General features: G+C 58.7%; 15 protein-coding genes. 6 read left to right on the top strand and 9 right to left on the bottom strand.

Annotated features, from left to right (window positions below; genetic code table 11):
* The first annotated feature begins 74 nt into the window (after positions 1–74).
* Positions 75–1,394: an omega-aminotransferase AptA gene (aptA, locus tag AAID99_RS02870; RefSeq protein ID WP_498493107.1), complete on the top strand. Its 1,320-nt coding sequence runs from the start codon at positions 75–77 to the stop codon at positions 1,392–1,394.
* A gap of 235 nt (positions 1,395–1,629) precedes the next feature.
* Here aptA and AAID99_RS02865 read toward each other — a convergent pair whose 3' ends face one another.
* From AAID99_RS02865 to AAID99_RS02850, 4 genes are read right to left on the bottom strand one after another with little or no spacing between them, the layout of a single operon-like run.
* On the bottom strand, positions 1,630–2,388 hold the full coding sequence (locus AAID99_RS02865) for a CDP-diacylglycerol diphosphatase (protein WP_498493106.1): 759 nt from the start codon (positions 2,386–2,388) through the stop codon (positions 1,630–1,632).
* Positions 2,382–3,932, bottom strand: a complete 1,551-nt coding sequence (locus AAID99_RS02860) for a Ppx/GppA phosphatase family protein (RefSeq protein ID WP_188425249.1) — start codon at positions 3,930–3,932, stop codon at positions 2,382–2,384. The genes AAID99_RS02865 and AAID99_RS02860 overlap by 7 nt, the downstream gene beginning before the upstream one ends.
* Positions 3,889–6,213, bottom strand: coding sequence for an RNA degradosome polyphosphate kinase (locus tag AAID99_RS02855; protein WP_188425248.1), 2,325 nt, complete (start codon positions 6,211–6,213; stop codon positions 3,889–3,891). Before AAID99_RS02855 ends, AAID99_RS02860 begins: the two co-directional genes overlap by 44 nt.
* A gap of 56 nt (positions 6,214–6,269) precedes the next feature.
* On the bottom strand, positions 6,270–6,977 hold the full coding sequence (locus tag AAID99_RS02850; protein ID WP_498493105.1) for an HdaA/DnaA family protein: 708 nt from the start codon (positions 6,975–6,977) through the stop codon (positions 6,270–6,272).
* Positions 6,978–7,100: 123 nt separating this feature from the next.
* Between AAID99_RS02850 and purM the strand changes: the two genes are divergently transcribed.
* Entirely contained in the window at positions 7,101–8,156 is a 1,056-nt protein-coding gene (gene purM, locus AAID99_RS02845) for a phosphoribosylformylglycinamidine cyclo-ligase (RefSeq protein WP_498493104.1), read from the top strand.
* Entirely contained in the window at positions 8,153–8,734 is a 582-nt protein-coding gene (purN, locus tag AAID99_RS02840) for a phosphoribosylglycinamide formyltransferase (RefSeq protein ID WP_188425417.1), read from the top strand. Before purM ends, purN begins: the two co-directional genes overlap by 4 nt.
* 54 nt (positions 8,735–8,788) lie before the next feature.
* On the opposite strand, the gene AAID99_RS02835 is transcribed toward purN, so the two are convergent.
* The 3 genes from AAID99_RS02835 to AAID99_RS02825 all read right to left on the bottom strand — a co-directional run bounded on the left by AAID99_RS02835 (position 8,789) and on the right by AAID99_RS02825 (position 12,152).
* On the bottom strand, positions 8,789–10,150 hold the full coding sequence (locus tag AAID99_RS02835) for a DUF2142 domain-containing protein (RefSeq protein WP_498493103.1): 1,362 nt from the start codon (positions 10,148–10,150) through the stop codon (positions 8,789–8,791).
* Positions 10,151–10,267: 117 nt separating this feature from the next.
* Complete coding sequence (locus AAID99_RS02830) at positions 10,268–11,296, bottom strand: glycosyltransferase (RefSeq protein ID WP_229719496.1); 1,029 nt, start codon at positions 11,294–11,296, stop codon at positions 10,268–10,270.
* Positions 11,297–11,558: 262 nt separating this feature from the next.
* A complete protein-coding gene (locus AAID99_RS02825) occupies positions 11,559–12,152 on the bottom strand; it encodes a P-loop NTPase family protein (protein ID WP_498493102.1) in 594 nt (197 codons plus the stop codon).
* Positions 12,153–12,292: 140 nt separating this feature from the next.
* Here AAID99_RS02825 and AAID99_RS02820 point away from each other — a divergent pair, with 140 nt between their 5' ends.
* Positions 12,293–13,231 carry a DMT family transporter gene (locus tag AAID99_RS02820; protein WP_498493101.1) on the top strand — a complete coding sequence of 313 codons (939 nt, stop codon included), beginning with the start codon at positions 12,293–12,295 and terminating at the stop codon, positions 13,229–13,231.
* A 47-nt stretch (positions 13,232–13,278) separates the two neighbouring features.
* On the opposite strand, the gene AAID99_RS02815 is transcribed toward AAID99_RS02820, so the two are convergent.
* Positions 13,279–13,530 (bottom strand): hypothetical protein, encoded by a 252-nt coding sequence (locus AAID99_RS02815; protein WP_188425245.1) that lies wholly within the window; start codon positions 13,528–13,530, stop codon positions 13,279–13,281.
* 595 nt (positions 13,531–14,125) lie between these two features.
* Positions 14,126–14,548 carry a nucleoside-diphosphate kinase gene (gene ndk / locus AAID99_RS02810; protein ID WP_498493100.1) on the bottom strand — a complete coding sequence of 141 codons (423 nt, stop codon included), beginning with the start codon at positions 14,546–14,548 and terminating at the stop codon, positions 14,126–14,128.
* A gap of 116 nt (positions 14,549–14,664) precedes the next feature.
* On the opposite strand from ndk, the gene AAID99_RS02805 reads away from it, so the two are divergent.
* A complete protein-coding gene (locus AAID99_RS02805) occupies positions 14,665–16,557 on the top strand; it encodes an ABC-F family ATP-binding cassette domain-containing protein (RefSeq protein ID WP_498493099.1) in 1,893 nt (630 codons plus the stop codon).
* 44 nt (positions 16,558–16,601) lie between these two features.
* Positions 16,602–17,720 (top strand): AI-2E family transporter, encoded by a 1,119-nt coding sequence (locus AAID99_RS02800; RefSeq protein WP_188425242.1) that lies wholly within the window; start codon positions 16,602–16,604, stop codon positions 17,718–17,720.
* Positions 17,721–17,900 lie beyond the last annotated feature (180 nt).

The raw sequence follows: 17,900 nt of genomic DNA, 5'->3' as shown, positions 1-17,900 counted from the left end.
CTTACTTTTCAGATCGTGCCGGTCATGCCACGACTTTACCGAGTGACCTCGCAACAGGAGCCGGAAAGAAGGCCATGAATTCCCATAACGCCGACAGCAATCTCGATGCCCTCTGGCTTCCTTTTACGGCCAATCGCCAGTTTCGCGACTCACCCCGCATCCTCGTTTCTGCAAAAGGCATGTATTATCGTGACGATAAAGGGCGTGAAGTGCTCGATGGTTGCGCCGGGCTCTGGTGCGTCAATGCCGGTCATGGTCAGCCACGCATCGTCGAGGCCGTGCAGAAAGCCGTCGCAACGCTCGATTTCGCTCCGGCCTTCCAGATGGGTCATCCCCTCGCCTTCCAGGCGGCCGATCGCATCGCCCGCCTCGCCCCGAATCCTCTGAACCATGTGTTCTTCTGCAATTCCGGTTCGGAAGCTGGTGATACCGCGCTCAAGATCGCCATTGCCTATCACCGTCTGCGGGGCGAAGGCACCCGCACCCGGCTGATTGGCCGCGAGCGTGCCTATCATGGTGTCGGGTTTGGCGGCATTTCTGTTGGTGGCATCTCTGGCAACCGCAAGCTCTACGGCTCGCTTCTGACCGGTGTCGATCACCTTCCCCATACGCTCGACCTCCGTCGCAATGCGTTTTCGCGCGGTCTGCCCGAGCATGGGGCCGAGCTGGCAGATGATCTGGAGCGGATCGTGGCGCTACATGACGCCTCGAATATTGCTGCCGTCATTGTGGAGCCAATGGCCGGATCGACCGGCGTTCTGCCCGCACCCAAAGGCTATCTCAAACGCCTGCGCGAGATCTGCACGAAGCATGGCATCGTGCTAATTTTCGATGAGGTGATCACAGGCTTCGGTCGTCTTGGCGCTTCTTTTGCCGCAGAAAAATATGGTGTCGTGCCTGACATCATGACCGTCGCCAAAGGGATCACCAACGGCACCATTCCGATGGGCGCCAACATCGTATCTGACGAGATTTTCAACGCCTTCATGCAGGGGCCGCGTGAAGCGATCGACCTGCCCCATGGCTATACCTATTCGGCCCATCCGATTGCCTGCGCTGCTGCTATTGCCACCCTCGATACCTATGCCGAAGAGCATCTCTTTGAGCGTGCCGCAGCGCTTTCGCCTTATTTCGAGGAAGCAGCTCACTCGCTGCGCGACGCGCCGCATGTCGTCGATATCCGTAATGAAGGTCTCGTTGCCGGTATCGAATTGGCCCCTCGCAACGCCAAGACCACGCGCGCTTTCGAGGTATTCGAGCGCGCCTTCCATGAAGGGCTTCTGCTGCGTTACACGGGCGATATTCTTGCCATTTCACCGCCACTGATCATTGAGAAGAATGAGATCGACCGGATCTTCGAGACCATCGGCCGCATTCTCAAGACCATCGACTGACACGTCATCCCCCTCCCGCAAGCGGCATAGCCTTGCGGGAGGGGGGCACAAAACTTTAGCGACAGCGCTCAAACTGGGGGGTACCGCGTCAATTGGCGAGGCCGCTCCTCAAAGAAAAATGGCGCTACCGTCGCGCCTTCGCTGACAGCGCCCAGGAAATCGGCTTGTCACTTCAGGCACTGATCTGAAGGAAAAACCTCTCCTTTGATCAGCCTCCCAACAAAAGCCTGACCGATCAGCGCGTTTTCGATGCGGGGGCCTTCATCACAGCGAGACAGGCGTGATCCTGCAATTCCTCGCCTGAAGCGCGATCGCTGCCCTGCGCCATGTCATCAAGCAAGACATAGCCGGAACGCAGAGGCGCCACCACGAGCGTATGGTCACCCATCTCTGTCTCCGGATGCCGGAGAGATGCCGCCAGAACGAGAAACGGCGAGGCATCAAGGGAGGTCAGATAACGTGCCCGATAACGATGACCGTCGAGCGTGTCCGGCAATACCGCCCAGTCGGAGCCAATGCGCGACGCGTCACGGTCCAGCGTCGCCCGTATTTCTGGCGCAAGGCAATCCAGATGGATATGCAACTGGTTCTGCGAACGCCCTCTGGCCGAGTTGATTGCCAAGGAAAGCATCGTTTCGGGAACCGGCGTTCCGTAGGAGGCACCAACCCGATCGCGATACGACCATGCTTCGGCAAAGTAATTGGGCTGGTTGGCCTGCAATAGGGCTGCACTCTCCATTCCGGCCACCTTGTCAGTCGGGATCAGAAGATACTGACCACGCCCTTCGATGGAATGCAGAAGCGCTATATGGCGCGACTCATCATAGACGGCGCAGGGCGCCGTGCCCTGCGCGCATTTCTGATGCACGATCTTCCAGAGCGCATCAGGATCATGATCCTTGTGCACCACGGTGGCAGCCGAGGCGTGAGACACACCCGCAACCAGAACCCCGCCCAGAATTGCGAGAGGCGACAGAAGTCGGGCGATCAGCATGTGCGTGTCTGTGCCGTCAGGGTCATGCTCTGGGCGAGGCGATCCAGTCTGCGCTTCACACCGCCACCAGCTGCAAAACTGCTTTGTGAATCATGGCTCAGCCAGAGCGTACCGTCTTCAATGGCGAGCGACGTGTTCTTGAGGAGGGCCGCCGTGCCACCGCAGATCGTATAGGCAAGACGCAGCGCGAAGCCGAGCTGGATGGCGCGATCGCAATCATCGGGTGCGAGCAAACGACGCGAAACCTCCATCAAAGGATCGGCCGGGTCGGCCTCATAGCGTACGGCCAGGGTCATGGCGACAAAAGCACGTGCCTGATGATCGAAGCCGACACCGTGCATACGCATCACGCGCAGATAGGTCTGGGCCGCCCGATATTCGGGGTGATCGAAAGACCCGATATCGGACATGCGGCAGGCCATGTCGCGCAGGGACGTTTCGGAGGGCGTCTCATGCTGGAAGAGCGGCGCGGTCCAGCGTACCAGATCGCCCGGAAGCTCCATGCTGCGGCTGAGACGCTGTGACGCCTCATCGGCCAGCGCGCGGCAGGGATCGAGCGAGGCCACAGCCTGACCCACCTTGCGCATATACCAGCCCTCACGGAGCCCATCGACGCTGAAAATGATCTGCGATGGCTGCACGATACGCATCAGGCGACGCAGAACGGTGGCCGAAAAAGGCACATCATCCAGTCGCTTGCGCGGAAAGCCCGGCAGTTTCTCCAGCGTCTTGCGCGGCGTGTCGATGAGCCATGTCACCATCTCACGGGCCTCATCGGCACCAAGTGTGTAGAGATGGACGATATTAAGCGGGTAATGCGTGCGCGCAATCTGCAATCGCGCCAGAGCGCGAAACGCTCCGCCGACCAGATAGAGCGGCTTGCCCTTGAGCGCAGGCAGCCAGTCCACATCGTCGAGATCGGCTTCCACCACTTCGCGCGCCCGCTTGAGGTCCCCTCCTGAACGATCGGAAAGGCGAATCACGCCGAGCGGCTTGGTACAGGCCTCATGATGGCGACCATTGGCTACGCGGATCAGTTCAAGCGACCCGCCGCCGATATCGGCCACAACACCATCGGCATCAGGCAGACCACAGAGCACGCCCGTCGCAGCATAATCGGCCTCTTCCTCACCCGACAGGATACGGATCGGCACGTCAGGCATGCATTCGTGCAGGGTCTCGACAAATTCATGACCATTGCTGGCATCACGCACTGCGGCCGTGGCCAGCACTTCGAAAGGATGGGCGTCCATGGCACGGGCAATGGCGTTAAACCGGCTCATGACGTCACGCGACAGGCGCAGACCATCCTCATTGAGCCGTCCCGTCTGCTCCAGACCGCGCCCCAGACGCAAGGTCGCCTTCTCGTTGAAGATCGGGACAGGGTTGCGGGTGACACCTTCGAACACAACCAGTCGAACCGAATTCGACCCGAGATCGACGATGGCTGCGCGATGATGGCCTTGGGGCGCGTCAGAACCGGTCACTCTACCCTCTTTCTCAATCTTCGCGGATGCGCTCGGGCCGTTCGCGTCGGCCCGCATCCTTGTCCAGCGGTTTTTCCCTCGCCGCCGACCCACGGCCGGAAAGCGAAGGGTTGTGCATGAAATACTCATGCGCCGAGAACGGATTAGCGCCCGGAGACACGCGGTGCCAATCCCCTCGTGAGGAAAGCACCCAGCTTTGAAGCGTATCGCGCAGGTCCATTGTCATGATCTGGCCCAGTATCTGCGCATGAACCGTCGGATTGAAGATCGGCACCATGGCCTCGACACGACGGTCCATGTTCCGCCCCATCCAGTCTGCCGAGGAAATGAACACCTTTGCCTTGTGCGAGGGCATGCGATGCCCGTTGCCGAAGGCGAAAATGCGCGCATGCTCCAGAAACCGCCCTACGATCGAACGGATCTCGATATTCTCTGAAAGACCGGGCACGCCCGGACGCAGGCAGCAGATACCGCGCACGATGGCCACCACCTTCACGCCTGCCCGCGAGGCGCGATAAAGCGCATCGATCAGTGACGGATCGACAAGGCTGTTCATCTTCAGCCAGATCTTGGCGGGACGACCTGCCTTGGCGTGGTCGATTTCGCCATCGATCAGATCCATCAGCGTATCACGCAGGGTGATCGGGGCGAAAGCGAGCGCTTCCATGTCGACAGGCGTGGCGTAGCCGGTCATATAATTGAACAGCTTGGCCGAATCGCCTGCAAGCTGTGGGTCGCAGGTGAAGAAAGAGAGGTCGGTATAGATACGCGCGGTGATGGGATGATAATTGCCCGTACCGAAATGGGCGTAGGAGCGCAGTCCGCCAGCTTCACGCCGCACCACAAGGCTCAGCTTGGCGTGGGTTTTCAGATGGGTGAAACCGAACACCACCTGAACCCCGGCCGATTCGAGCGAGCGTGCCAGCCGGATATTGGCTTCTTCATCAAAGCGCGCGCGCAGCTCGACCATGGCGGTCACGGATTTGCCAAGCTCAGCCGCCTCGATCAGGGCGCGTACGATCGGGCTATCGCGGGACGTACGATAAAGCGTCTGCTTGATGGCCACGACATTGGGGTCGAGCGCGGCCTGCTTGAGGAACTGCACCACCACGTCGAAACTCTCGAAGGGGTGATGCACCACGATATCCTTGGCGCGGATCGCAGCAAAACAATCTCCGTCATAGTCACGAATGCGCTCGGGAAAACGCGGTGTGTAGGGCTTGAACAGCAGATCAGGACGATCAGAGACGATCATCTGCTTGAGATCGACGACACCGATTATGTCGGGCTGGATGACCACGTCATCCTTGGCAACATCGAGCTCTTCAGCGAACTCGCGCCCCATTCCTTCCGGAATGGACGCATCGAGCGCCAGATGGATGCCGACGCCACGGCGGCGCTGCTTGAGCGCGGTCTCATAGGACAGGACAAGGTCTTCGGCCTCATCCTCGAATTCTACATCCGAGTCACGAATGATACGCAGCACCCCGCCCTCGGCGATCTCCATGCCCGGGAAAAGCCGCGTAATATGGAGACGAATCACGTCTTCCAGCAGGACAAAGCGCACATCCGGACGGATATCCGGCTCTTCCTTATGCGGCGCTGGCAGTCGAATGAAGCGATCGATCTGCTGCGGCAGAAGAATAAGCGCGTCCATGGAAAAACCGGGAACGGACGGGTCATTCAGCCTCAGCGCCAGCGCCATTCCCAGATTGGGAATGAAAGGCATGGGATGAGACGGATCGATCGCAAGCGGCGTCAGAACGGGATAGATTTCATCTTCGAATTTGGCGGCAATGCTCTCGCGTTCGGCCTCGGTCAGCTCATCGCGCGTGCACAAGCGAATACCCGCCTGCGCCAGCTCGCCCCGCAACAGACGCCAGATGCGCTGCTGGGCGGCGAAAAGCTTGGCGGCACTGCGTCTGACGCTCGTCAGCTGGCGTGCGGGCGTAAGACCATCAGCTGATGGGACGACCAGCCCCTCACGCACTTGTCCGACCAGCCCGGCGACACGAACCGAATAGAATTCATCCAGATTACTCGCGCTGATCGACAGAAACCGCAGTCTCTCAAGTAAAGGATGCCGGCTGTTTTCGGCTTCTTCAATGACACGCTGGTTGAAATCGAGCCAGGAGAGTTCACGATTGATGAATCGCGCAGGCGAGGTCACGATCCCCGGATCGGGAATACGCGCCACGGCCCTGGCCGCCCGGGCGGGACTTGAACGCCTGTTTCGGGCAGTTCGGGGTGCCTTGACCGAGGCAGCCTTTGACTCTTTTTCCGAAGACGACGTCACGCGATGCGTTCCCTGTTTCTGACCGTATGAGAAATACAGCATCGGCTCAGGAGAGGCAGTACGTCAAACCCCTTAACCCAATCATCACAAAGACGTCGTCAGCAGAATGACTCCTCGTCACCCTCATCAAGCAGCCCGGACAGCACCTCCCTGGCAAGAGCCCGGGTTAGCGGACGACCATGGGCTAACCCGGCCTGATCGAGCCTCTCGACAGCCGTCACGATGGCATCGCCCGTGCGGGGCAGATGGCGCAGCAGCCAGTCCAGTATCGGCTTGGACACGATCATCTGCCGCTCGGCAATCAGGCGCAGCAGCAAGGTAAAGCGCAGCGAATCTTCCGGCGACGCAATCGGCACGATTGTGACCGCGCGCAGGCGGCTAGCCAGATCGGGCAGGATGATCGCCTGTCGCATGGGCGAAACACGCGCCGCCATCAACAACGTGATCCGATGTTCGCGCGCCAGATTGAGCAGATGCAGCAAGGCCCGCTCGGACGTCACCCGATCGATGCCGTCAAGGGCCAGCGCAGCCGGAGGCGCTTCGGCCAACGCGGCAATATCGGCGCGGTCGAGACTGGCGGCATCCAGCACGCGCGCGCCGCGTCGTGCGGCCCAGATATGCAGCAGATGGGTCTTGCCGCAGCTATCGGCCCCGCAGAGAAGAAGGCGCCTGTCAGGCCATCCGGTCTGGTTGAGCCAGAGCCGCGCCTGTGCATTCGACGCGGCTGCGACGAAGTGGCGTGCGGCTACGCTCGGCGGCGGACGCAGCGCCAGAGCGAGCTGCCGAGCCGCATTCCCGGGGGACAAACCGTCATTTCGCGCCTCTTTGTCCATCCAATAGCCGTTCCGGTCCTTTCCGAGCCGGGTCGGCTCCAGTAGTAAGGGCGGATAGTAACGCAACCGGCCAGGTTTATCGAGCGAGGCGACAGCATGACCGACCCAATCTCTCCTTCAGCGAGCTATCGCGAGTCCGGTGTCGACATCGAGGCCGGTGACGCGCTGGTCGAGGCGATCAAACCCGCTGCAAAATCGACCGACCGGCCGGGCACCATGGGTGGGCTCGGCGGCTTCGGTGCCTTGTTCGACCTCAAGGCTGCCGGGTTCAGCGACCCTATCCTGGTCAGCTGCACCGATGGCGTCGGCACGAAGCTGATGGTGGCCATCGAAAGCGGCCAGCATGATACGGTCGGCATCGATCTCGTTGCCATGTGCGTCAATGATCTGGTCGTGCAGGGCGCGCAGCCCCTGTTCTTCCTTGACTATCTGGCCACGGGCAAGCTCGCCGTCGAAGACGCTGCTCGCGTCGTGCGTGGCATTGCCCAGGCCTGCCGCGACACTGATTGCGCTCTGGTTGGCGGCGAAACTGCTGAAATGCCCGGCATGTACGGCCCCGGTCATTATGATCTGGCGGGGTTCAGCGTCGGCGCTGCAGAACGCAGCGCCCTTCTTCCCTTGGGCATCGCTGAAGGCGACGCCCTGATTGCCCTGCCCTCATCGGGCGTGCATTCCAATGGCTATTCGCTCGTACGCAGCATCAAGACCATGAGCGGTCTTGAATGGAACAGCGAAGCGCCGTTCGAGCCCGGGAGCACGCTGGCCGAAGCCCTGCTGCGCCCGACGGCTCTCTATGTCCGAACCGTCATGGCCCTGCACAAGGCGGGTCTGCTGCATGGCTGCGCCCATATCACGGGTGGCGGTCTGCCGGGCAATCTGCCGCGTGTGCTACCAGAAGGGCTGGGCGTGCAGATCGAGGCTGGCAACTGGCCCGTACCGCCCGTCTTCCGCTGGCTGGCCCAGACCGGCAATGTCGCTCATGACGAGATGCTCAAGGTCTTCAACTGCGGTATCGGTATGGTTCTCGTCACGCCCAAGCCCGACAAGGTTCTGGCGCTGCTCGAGGAGCGCGGCGAAAAAGGCTACCGCATCGGTGAAATCACGGCGAATGGCCCGCGCTACGCGCTCGATGGCACGGTCGACTTCTCCTGATGACAAAAACGCCCATCGCCATTCTCATCAGTGGGCGTGGCAGCAACATGAACGCGTTGATCGAGGCCTGTGCGCGACCGGATTATCCGGCACGCATTGCCCTCGTGCTCAGCAACAACCCCGACGCGCCCGGCCTTGAGACCGCACGCGCAGCCGGGCTTGAAGCTGTCGCCATCGATCACCGTCTCTTTCCGAAAGATCGCGACGGCCACGAAAAGGCTATCGACAAGGCCCTGCTCGACGCTGGCGTGGAGGTCATCTGCCTCGCTGGATACATGCGCGTGCTGACCCCCTATCTGGTCGGGCGCTGGCAGGGCAGAATGCTGAACATCCACCCGAGCCTTCTCCCGGCCTATCCGGGTCTGGACACGCATGCCCGCGCGCTTGCCGCTGGCGATGCGGAGCATGGATGCACGGTACATCTCGTGACGGATGGGGTCGATGAAGGCCCTGTTCTCGCTCAGGCCCGGGTCAAGGTGCTCGAAGGCGATACCGAGCAGAGCCTGGCACACCGTGTGCTTGAGCAGGAACACCAGCTTTATCCTGCAGCTCTCGCCGCTTTTCTGGACAGACGATAAAAAAAAGCCCGGTCTCTCGCACCGGGCTTTTTCATGCCTGCTGGCGTTATTCCGTCACGCCAGCCAGTAGCGTGATGCCAGAACGCAGGTGAGCGTGACCATATCAATGGCAAGAAAGAGACCCAGAGCCAGCATCGCAATCTGATGGATGCGAAGGGAAGAAGCTACCTGCCCCTCAACGCTGACCTTGGGAAATATGAGCGCCAGAAACGGCGCAATCGGCAGGAAATAACGCCCCTGCACACCATCGATCACGGGTGCACCGACTGGAGTCCAGATGACGTAAAGCGAGAAATAGACGGCGCCGATTGCTAGCAGGATAGAAAAAATAGCAAGAAATACTACCCGGTTAGACTGACGAACGCTCTTGTGGCGGAAGGCAGGATGGATACAAAAATAGAACGATGCGGTGATCGTGATATAAGAAATATCATAGAACCAACTCGGAAATACTGTATCGAGCCATCCCAGCACCCCGAAAAACTCATGAATATTGTGCCTGATATGGGCTTGAAGCGTATGCAGGGCGAGTGCGGGAAGCGCTGAAGGATGAGTCAGAACCCAATGCACCTGACCGCTGTCGGAAGTGCCGGAGCCGTCGAGGAATTGTATCTTCGCCGGATTGAGACCAAATTTCTGCCAGAAAAGAAATGCCAGCAAACTCACAGCGAAAGGCAGGACATAGCGCCACCTGTGCGCACGGGCCATATAACCCAGCGGAATAAGGCTGCATAAAAGAAGGGGCGGCTTGCTGACAGCAAGAATTGCAAAGAGGGATGTCATGCCGAGCCAGAAACGCGAAGAGCCAGGATTGATCGTGTCCAGTCGAGTGAGAAGCGCTGCCGTAACAATCGCAAGCCCGATAAGTATACCATCCTGCGAACATGAGGCGCCGAGCGCTACAACCATTGGAAAGCTCGCAAGCACAGCCAGATAGAGCGCGCCCCGACGAGCCAAGGCCATACCTAGTGCGCATAGCGCTATCGCACAGATCGCGTTGACCGTTCGAATTGCGTAGCTGGTCTGCAGGATTGTTGCTCGCGTATGCCGGGCAACGAACGTCGCAAGAGCCCCTGGAAGATAGGTGATAGGCGCATAGATTGCCGTATTGGGAAAAGACACCCAGGTTTTTTCCCGAGACCAATGTCTTTCAGAGAGCGCAAGAAGCTCCTCACTCGACACCTTGGCCTTTGGATTGAAGCGCAGCGAATTCAGCAGCTCCGATTCCGACGGAATACCTGTGGGAAGATACCCTCCGGCGTCCTTGGTGCCCTTTTTGATAGCAATAAATCCACCCTGTGAAATCTGCGTAAGCCTTGCGAAGTGATTGCGCTCATCAGGAGTCTGGCCTGGAGGGGTAAGCAGCACACATGCCATCGCCATCAAGGAGGCGAAAAAGACGTAGAGCAGTGACATCTGGACTGTCAGCCCGGTTTTCAGGAATAAGCGCAAGAACTGGGGCTCCGGGCTATTGGGATGGAACTGCACTGAATCCGTTCACTCAACCTTGTGTGATCAAACAGCCTGAATTTTTTAAAACTCGATCCGGGGAGGTGCCGAAAGGGCCAGATAAGCCAGTCGTTTTGCCTCCTGACGACCAAGCGCGACGCTGTTCAGAATAACACCGCAAACCAGGGCCAACGCCGCGAGGATCTCAAACCCTGTCGCCAGAACCGCTGAAGGCAGATGCAGAACCGTGTGCGTTTCGATGAAATCCAGCACTGAGCGCATGCCGGTCACGCCACCAATTAACGCAAGGCATACACCAATGAGCCCAAAGAACAGGAAGGGACGTTCCTGCTTGAGCAGGTTGATGATCGTCCCAAGAATCCTGAAGCCATCACGATAGGTATTGAGTTTCGAAAACGAGCCCTCAGGGCGCTCGACATAGCGTGTCGATACTTCACCCATGGACATGTTGAGTTGCAAGGCATGGACGGTCAACTCGGTTTCGGTTTCGAACCCGGAGGAGATTGCAGGGAACGATTTGACGAAACGACGACTGAACAGCCTGTAGCCCGAAAGCATATCCGACTGGCCGCGGCCGAAAAGCCTTACGACCAGCCCCGTCAGCACTTTGTTGCCTAGAACATGCCCCGCACGATAAGCTTCCGCACGCTCGTGCAGACGGACACCCATCACCGTGTCGTGAGCGTTTTCCAAAGCCAGGCGGATCATTTTGGGCGCAGCCGCAGCCTCGTATGTGCCATCACCATCAATCAGGACAAAAAAATCGGCCTCGATATCGGCAAACATCCGCCTGATGACATGGCCTTTACCCTGCAAGCGCTCACGACGGATGATGGCTCCGGCCTCGCTTGCTTTAGCAATGGTATGATCTGTCGAGTTGTTATCATAGACATAGATAGCGGCATCAGGCAGTGCCATTCGCATGTCGCGCACGACAGTTCCGACGGTTACCTCCTCATTGTAACAAGGTATCAGTACCGCCACCTTCTGGCCGGTCAAGAAGGGTATTATTCTGGAGAACTGTTCCTGCTGAATATTATCTGGCTGCATCAAGCTCTCTACGAAACAATTCTCGTGTCCTGTGCGTAGCATTTTTGCAGGTGTCAGACCAGATCAGTGGAAGGCATCTGCTATCCCCTAATTCGTGATATCGTAGTCTGAGCAAGGAACGTCTGTGCCCCACCAAACGCGGTGTTCGCGTCTAACCTAGCACACGCAGGTGAACGAAGGTTCTCATTGCCGATACAGGGTGATCTCTGCGCTCTGGGCATCGAATGACCTGAAGACTGAGTAGGGGAAAGCCAAGAGGAACGACGCGATTGCTCCCTGCCGGTCGGAGCTTCTCTCCCGTACGTCATTGAAACGGGCGATGAACTCGGCTTTCCTGCAGTCCATCCCCCCTATTCCGAGCCTCTTCTCTCTGACAGAATGCTGCAACAGCCTGCGACGTCGGGAGATAAAGTTTCGGCAAGGAACAGGAGGCAAACCAATGGCGATAACGCTCTCTGTTCGAGCGCGTCGGGCCGAGGATGTGTTTCACCATCGACAGCCGCACAGGCTCGCGTTGCGCACCCCAACCACCATGACGAACACTCCTGCCGAGGCATCGGCCGATATAGCGCTGCAGGCTTTTCCTGGTCGTTTCATCCAGCAGGATCACGCCTGTTGCGCGTTCGAGACGCCGATCGAGGCAGGATGAATAATTACCGTCGATAATCCAGGAAGGGGCGGCAATTGCCTGGGCATGATCGTGATGGAAATCGACCAGGGGGCGCAACCTATCAAAGGTGCCGACTTCATGGCGCAGAAGATCGAGATGGACGACCGGAAGACCCGTAAGCCTTCCAATAAATACCGAGAGCGTCGATTTGCCGCTATTGCTCGGTCCCATGACAATCAATCGCGGACCGAGCATCCTGAGTGAGATATCGCAGGATTGATGGGTCATCGACACCGTCTCATGCCGCTGCGCCCCGGAAAACACGTTTGAAAACAATTCGTCGATCTCCTTCGCTTCTGAGGGTGCGGCGACAAACCTCGCATGGCAGAAGAACACGAATCGCAGAAGACTTCGAACAGGGACAAGACATGCATCGAGCGCATGACCGGGGTATGGGGCTGGAAGAATGGTGCCTATTGCTGGTTCTTGCCCTGCTCTGGGGCGGCTCTTTCTTCTTTTTCAAAATACTGGTTTCAGCCGTGCCGCCCTTCACGGTGGTGCTCGGGCGCGTGGGACTTGCGGCGCTGGCGCTCAATCTTGTTCTGTTTCTCAAAGGCGATCGCCTGACCCTGGGGCGCTCTGTCTGGCTCCGGTTGCTCCTGCTCGGGGCACTGAACAATATCATCCCATTCTCGGCTATCGCTTTTGGTGAAACGCGCATATCGAGTGGCGTCGCGGCCATCCTCAACGCCACTACTCCGGTCTTTACCATCCTCGTGGCGCATTTTTTCACTCATGACGAGAAACTGCGCTGGGGCAAGATTATCGGCATCATGATGGGGTTTTGTGGTGTGGGTGTCCTGATTGGCCCGGCTCTGTTCGGCGGAGGTGCACAGCAATCGCTGCTGGGTGAGATCGCCTGCCTCACTGCAGCTCTGAGCTATGGGTTCGGCGGGGTCTATGGCCGCCAGTTCAGGGGGCTGCCCCCTCTCAAGCTCGCGGCCGGGCAGCTTACCGCCAGCACGGCGCTGGTTCTGCCTGTGTCACTCGTGGTCGATCACCCCTGGGGCTTGGCTATGCCGTCAGTCACAATCTGGGGTGCTTTCGCCGGCATAGCCTTTCTTAGCACAGCTCTGGCCTTCATTCTCTATTTCAGACTTCTCGCTACAGCAGGCGCCACCAATCTTTCTCTCGTAACTTTCCTGTTGCCTATCATGGCGCTGCTGCTCGGCACCGTGTTTCTGGGTGAAACGATACGCTGGTATGCGATTGCAGGGCTTGCTTTGATCGGCACGGGGCTGGCCGCGATAGACGGTCGCCCTTGGCGGAGGGCGCGAGCCCTGCTACGCTCAAACCCGCGGGGCTGAGACATCCGAGTAAGGCGCCCCAGCCAGCCCCGAAACGCCCTACGTCGTCAGGGCTTTGCGAGCTGAACGGAGAGAAGGGCCACATGATCGGGTGATTTCCGGCCCAGAAAAAGGCTTCGTCCGGGCTCAATCCAGCGCATGTCACCGCAGCTCTCCAAATGCGGCATGACTGCACTTGGCATTCTGATCTCGGACACCGCGTCTGCCTCGGAGACAATGATTTTTTCGATCAAGGCTGCGATGGATTCCTGAGACAGGACGCCCCCCTCCTGCCCTTCGCACTGATAGCTGAAAGCCACCTCGTGAACATCCGGAAGGAGGATATAGCAGCATTCAACTCCTGACATACCGAGCTTGTCTAGAGAACGACCATCTGAGGTCAGAATACTGATCCCCGGATCGGTTATCTCGGCTTGAACCTGCTGAGCCAGTCCAGGCCTACCCGGGAAGGGAACAACCGTGTCATGGTTCGGGCTGGTAGAACACCCGGATGCTGACAGCACGCTACTAGACGACCACACCATACCAAATACACTCTTTCATTATTATTGATCGAATGGATAATTCTTATTTTTTACCAACAAATCTTCATTGATTCTTCCGATACCTCACGAAAAACAGATAAAATTATCGAACACAACCTTATCCAACGTTAATATCCAGTATCATTCATCTTTCGTGACAAAAATTACCGTCAACGCTCTAACACCCCCGGTATAAGCGCCCACTCGCTCCGGCTGCAGGTAACAAAAAAGGCGGCACAAGGCCGCCTTTTCAGGTGTTTCTTCCGGCCCGTCCCCTTAGGGAAGCGACGGGCCTTACTGATGAAGATCCGGAATTTCCGAACCACGCTTCTGCATAAGAGAAGTGGCATGGCTCCAAAATCGAAACAGCTTATGCACAGATTTCCGTCTCGGCGAAGAAGAAAGCAATTTCGTTCTTCGCGTTTTCGAGGCTGTCCGAACCATGGACGGAGTTGGCTTCGATGCTTTCGGCATAGAGCTTGCGCACCGTGCCCTCTGCTGCCTGGGCCGGATTGGTCGCGCCCATGACTTCACGATGACGGGCGACGGCGTTTTCGCCCTGCAGAACCTGCACGACAACCGGCTCTGCCAGCATGGACGAAACGAGGCTGCCATAGAAAGGACGTTCTGCATGGACTGCGTAGAAGGCCTTGGCCTGGTCTTCTGTCAGCTTGATGCGCTTCTGGGCGACGATACGCAGGCCGGCATCTTCGAACACGGCGTTGATCTTGCCGGTCAGGTTACGACGGGTTGCGTCAGGCTTGATGATCGAAAGGGTACGTTCCAGGGCCATGGCGGCATCTCCTGCACAAAAAAGAAAAGCGGTGAACGCCCCTCCCCTAGAGCAAAACAACACTTCCTGATAGTCCGCATGGCATCAAAAGCATCCATCCTGTCTGGGAATTTGCCGTGAGCCTGCTGACCATCACCGATCTGACACTGCGTATCGCCGGGCGCGTGCTTCTCGACAACGCGTCACTCAGCGTCGACCCTGGCCGCAAGATCGGCCTTGTTGGACGAAATGGCGTTGGCAAATCAACGCTGCTGGCTGCGATAGCGGGCGATCTGCACCCCGATGGCGGCACGATCCAGCTGTCGAACCGGGCCAGCATGGGCCGGGTCAAGCAGGAAACCCCGGAAGGCGAGGCTTCGCTGATCGAGACAGTACTCGCGGGCGATCTTGAACGCGCCCGTCTTCTGCACGAGGCCGAGACGACCTCCGAGCCGACCCTTCTCGCCGATATCCACGAACGGCTTCTTGTGATCGACGCGCATACCGCACCGGCGCGCGCCGCCAGCATTCTTTCGGGGCTGGGATTCGATCATGAGGCAAAGCAGCGGCCAGTGTCTTCATTCTCGGGTGGCTGGCGGATGCGCGTTGCGCTCGCCACAGCGCTTTTTCTCAATCCTGACCTGCTTCTCCTCGACGAACCGACGAACCATCTCGACATCGAGGCAACCATCTGGCTCGAAAACTGGCTCAAATCCTTCTCTGGCGCCGCCATCGTGGTCAGTCACGACCGCTCGCTCCTCGATAGCGTGGTCGACTCGATTGCCCATCTCGACAAGGGCAAAATCAATCTGACGCCGGGCGGCTACGACGAATTCATCCGCATCCGCACCGAGCAGGCCCTGCAACAGAACCGCGCGGCAGAGCGTCTGGCTGCCCAGCGCGCCCATATGCAATCTTTCGTCGATCGCTTTCGCGCAAAGGCAACAAAGGCGCGTCAGGCCCAGGCAAGGTTGAAGGCCCTTGCCCGCCTTCCCCAGATCGATTCAGTGGTCGAAGACAGCCCGACGCGTTTCTCCTTTCCCGAACCAACACCGCTCCCACCGCCGATGCTGACTCTGGACAAGGTCACGATCGGCTATGACGGCCGCGCGGTTCTCTCGAATCTCTCCTGCCGCCTTGATCTTGACGACCGCATCGCGCTGCTCGGTCAGAACGGCAAAGGCAAGTCAACCTTTGCCAAGTTGCTGGCAGGACGGCTCGAACCCATGGCGGGAACCATGCAGCACTCGTCGCGGCTGCGCATCGGCTATTTCGCCCAACATCAGGGCGACGAACTCGTGCTTACCGAGACACCGATCGATCACATGAGCCGTGCCATGCCTGAGGCGACGCCGGTGGCTGTCCGGGCGCAGCTCGACCGTTTCGGGCTCGATGCCGGCAAGGCGGAATCGCGCGTCGGCGACCTGTCAGGGGGTGAAAAGGCCCGCCTGCTTCTGGCTCTTGCCACTCGTAACGCCCCGCATCTTCTCCTGCTCGACGAGCCGACCAACCATCTCGATCTGGATGCGCGTGATGCCCTCATCAGGGCGTTGTGCGATTTCGAGGGCGCAGTGGTGCTGATCAGCCATGACGCCCATCTCGTGGAATCTGTCGCCGATCGACTCTGGCTGGTCGATGACGGCACGATTACCCCTTTCGATGAAGACATGGACGGCTACCGAACCTGGCTGAGCGAACGCGCAAGAAAAGTTGCCAGCGAGGCACGCATCGAAAACAGTTCTGATAATAGTGGCCGTAAGGATCAGCGCCGTGACCGGGCCGAACAAAGGCGCGCCCTCGCCCCCTTGCGCAAGGAGGCAAAAGCTGCAGAGCATCTCATGGAATTGCTGGGCAAGGAGCGCGCCAGGATAGAGGCGCGCCTCGCTGATCCGGCCCTTTATGAAAAGAGCGATGCCAGCGAGATAACGAAGCTCAACACGAGGCTGGCAGCACTTGGCGTTGAAGAACAGGCCGCAGAAGAGCGCTGGCTGAACGCCGAAGCCGAGATCGAGGAAGCAAACCGAAGCTAGGCGTTTCCGTTAAGCCCAGTACCGATTATCGAGAACGGGATAAGATGTCCGACCATCCTTCTGACGCCGCCCCAGCTGCCGGGCGCGAATTGCTGCAGATCTTCAAGATCCTGCGCTTTACCCTGATTGTCACACTCATCGTTCTGGCGCTCTGGCTGCTTGGCGATGTGCTCATGGTCGTTTTTGCAGCGACGCTCTTTGCCGTCATTCTGCATGGGCTCGCTCGTATCCTGCGAGACAAGGCACGCATTCCTTATCAGCTCGCGGTTGGGCTCGTGGCGCTGATCATCCTGATCGCCATCGGAGCCCTGTTTTATTTCAGCGGTCCGCAGATCAGCGATCAGTTCGTAAAGCTCAAGGCAGCACTCATCACGCAGTATGGTCAGTTACGCAGCCAGATGGGCACGAGTACCTGGGGTCAGTTCGCGCTCGATCATCTGCCGAAATCTCTTGGCGGAAACGAGCAGGGTAATGGCTCATCTCTCGGCGCGGGCCTCGCTAATTCGGTAACCGGCATCCTCAGCAGCGCTTTTGGCCTGCTCGGTACGATAGCCGTCATTCTGATCGCCGGGCTCTATTTTGCCCTCTCTCCGGCAATCTATGTCGATGGCATGCTGCGCCTCGTCCCCGAAGGGCATCGCCCTGCGGCACGCAAGCTTGTTCTGACCGCTGGCACGACATTGTGGTCCTGGACCATCGGACAGGCCTTCGACATGCTGGCCGTAGGGCTGGCGTCAGGGATAGGGCTCGGTTTCCTGGGTGTCCCTCTGGCCATGGCACTTGGCGTTGTCGCCGGACTTTGCAACTTCATCCCTTATATCGGTGCCATTCTCGGAGCGATCCCCGCGGTTCTGATCGCCCTCTCGCAGGGGACACGAACCGGACTGATGGTTGCCGGTCTCTACTGTGTGATCCAGTTTCTGGAAGGCAACGTGCTGGCGCCCCTTATCCAGCGACATGCTGTGCATATGCCGCCGGCCCTCGCCATTCTGTCACAGACCGTCTTCGGTACCATCCTTGGCGTGCCGGGCCTGATTCTCGCCTCGCCTCTTACCGCAGCTCTCCTGGCAATCGGCGATACTGCAACAGCCCCGCTTGAAGCCAAGATGCGCACCGGCAAAACCATGGGCGACTCCCCCCTCGCCCATGACGACGTCGACTGAAAACCAACGGAGCTGATATATGACCTCACCTTTGACGCGGTGAGGTTGCTCTGCCTTGGTGTCCAAATGCGCATTACACATTTCACCACGGGCCGTCTGCACGACGGCTTCATCAGTTCGAGACAAGCCCCCTGACATTTCCCATCAGATGAGAAAGAGCTCGAGTATTGGACTGAGATT

Source organism: Asaia sp. Ae19-3, assembly GCF_059801175.1.
The sequence above is the reverse complement of the archived record's forward strand: the minus strand, read 5'-3'. Positions and strand labels throughout refer to the sequence as shown.